The sequence below is a fragment of the Rhizobacter sp. P3_B12 genome, assembly GCF_056402895.1.
In genome coordinates this window covers 1-2,610 of sequence record NZ_JBFUGN010000878.1, presented here as the reverse complement: position 1 = coordinate 2,610, position 2,610 = coordinate 1, and the positions used below count along the sequence as shown (strand labels likewise).

1 protein-coding gene and 1 pseudogene are annotated in these 2,610 nt (G+C 69.6%); both read left to right on the top strand.

From position 1 onward, the window contains the following. The coding region (locus AC1D01_RS29435) for a hybrid sensor histidine kinase/response regulator (RefSeq protein WP_477872733.1) at positions 1-2,051 on the top strand (2,051 nt) is incomplete at its 5' end. Between the two features lie 33 nt (positions 2,052-2,084). Next, positions 2,085-2,610: pseudogene (locus AC1D01_RS29430) on the top strand (GGDEF domain-containing protein); the annotation flags it as partial.

Here is a 2,610-nt window from a genome sequence, read left to right as displayed (position 1 = left end):
TCCCTGCTCCTGTCGTGGCCGCGCCGGTGGTTGCCGCCCCGGTGGCCAAACCGGCGACCCCGCCGGTCGCCGCCCCGGTGCTGACCCCTGCACGCGTTGCCGCCCAGGCCCAGGTGCCAGGCGGCGACATCGACTGGTCGCGCTTCGCCGCCTCGCCGACGGCGGTGGCTGCGGCGGTCGAACAGGCCATCTCGCCGACGCACTCCGCGGTGCGCGTGCGCGGCCCGCTGCTCGAACGGCTGGTCAACCAGGCCGGTGAGGTCAGCATCACGCGCTCGCGGATCGAGGCCGAGGTCGGCAACATCCGCGGCTCGCTGTCCGACCTGACGGACAACCTGGAGCGCCTGCGCGGCCAGCTGCGCGACATCGAGCTGCAGGCCGAGACGCAGATGAGCTCGCGGCTGGAGCAGGCGAAGGCGCAGGCCCAGTCGTTCGACCCGCTGGAGTTCGACCGCTTCACGCGCTTCCAGGAACTGACGCGGATGATGGCCGAGTCGGTGAACGACGTGGCCACCGTGCAGCGCACGCTGCACCGCACGCTGGAAACGACCGAAGACGAACTGGCGGCACAGGCCCGCCTGACGCGCGACCTGCAGGATGACCTGCTCCGCACCCGGATGGTCGAGTTCGAAAGCGCCTCCGACCGCCTGTACCGCGTGGTGCGGCAGGCCGCGAARGAAACCGGCAAGCAGGTGCGCCTGGACATCGTCGGCGGCTCGATCGAAATCGACCGCGGCGTGCTGGACCGCATGACGCCGGCCTTCGAACACCTGCTGCGCAACTGCGTGACGCACGGCATCGAGCGCCCCGACGTGCGCACCGGCATCGGCAAGGAAGCAGCCGGCAGCATCGTCGTGTCGCTGCACCAGGAAGGCAACGAAGTCGGCGTGGAATTCCGCGACGACGGCGCCGGCCTGAACCTGATGCGCATCCGCGACAAGGGCATCGCGATGGGCCTGATCAAGGCCGATGAATCGAAGAGCGATGCCGAGCTGGCCAACCTGATCTTCACGCCGGGCTTCTCGACCGCCGACCAGGTGACCGAGCTGGCCGGCCGCGGGGTCGGGATGGACGTGGTCCGCTCCGAAGTGAACGCGATGGGCGGCCGCATCGAGACCGCGACCTCGGTCGGCCAGGGCACCAGCTTCAAGCTGCTGCTGCCGCTGACGACGGCGGTGACGCAGGTCGTGATGCTGCGCTGCGGCGGCACGGTGGTCGCGGTTCCCGCGACGCTGATCGAGATCGTGCGCCGCGCCAAGGTGGACGAGCTGGAGCATGCCTACGCGAGCGGCACCTTCACGGTCGGCGACCGTTCGCTGCTGTTCTTCTGGCTGGGCGCCTTGCTGCAGCAGACGGCCATCAGCCAGGAAGTGACCCGCATGCGCCCGGTGGTGGTGGTGCGCAGTGCGCAGCAACGCATCGCGCTGCACGTCGACGAAGTGCTGGGCAACCAGGAAGTGGTCGTGAAGAACCTCGGGCCGCAGCTGTCGCGCCTGCCGGGTCTCGCGGGCATGACGCTGCTGGCCTCGGGTGCGGTCGCGCTGATCTACAACCCGGTGGCGCTGGCCACGCTGTATGGCGATGCGGCCCGTGCCGCGACGCTGGCGGCACGCCAGGCGCCGACGCAGGCGCAGATGATCGAAGCGGCGGCCGCCGAGGCGCCGCAACGCCTGGCGCCGCTGGTGCTGGTGGTCGACGATTCGCTGACGGTGCGCCGCGTCACGCAGCGCCTGCTGGTGCGCGAAGGCTACYGCGTGCAGCTCGCCAAGGACGGTATCGACGCGCTCGAACGCCTGGCCGAGGACCTGCCGCAGGTCGTGCTGAGCGACATCGAGATGCCGCGCATGGACGGCTTCGACCTGGTGCGCAACATCCGCGCCGACGCGCGCCTGCGCGACCTGCCGGTGATCATGATCACCTCGCGGATCGCACAGAAGCACCGCGACTATGCGGCCGAGCTGGGCGTCGACCACTACCTCGGCAAGCCGTATTCGGAAGAAGACCTGCTGGCCCTGATCGGGCGCTACACGGCCGACGTCACCTTGGCGTAACCTGTCGACCATGCGCTCACACGAGAACATCCGATGTCCGAGCTGGTCGACCATCTCGCCGAGCTGACGGGGTTTCGCGACCGCGACATTCTCGATGTGACCCTGGTGGGCGCGCTGCGCGACCTGCTGCGCCCCCTGACGGTGGCGATCTACCGCAGCGTCGGCGACCAGGGGCAGGAGCGCTGGCTGACACGGGCCCACCTGGGGCAGCACGATGCCGTGGCGCGTGCCGATCCGGTGTGGGCCGATGTCGACAGCCTGCCCGAGCTCGACGCCTTCCCGGCGCGGCTGCAGGCGATGAACGGGCAGACGGTGCTCGCGGTGCCCGGCACGCCCCACCTCACGATCTTCGCCGTCAGCACCGACCGCGAGGTGGTCGGCGTGCTCGAGGTCGAGACCGAGGCGGCGATGAGCGACGAATCGCAGCGACTGGTCTGCAGCATCCTGCGCATCTACCGCAACTTCGAAGGCCTGCTCGACTACAGCGAGCGCGACACGCTGACCGGCCTGCTGAACCGCAAGACCTTCGACGAGAGCTTCCTGAAGGCGACCAACACGC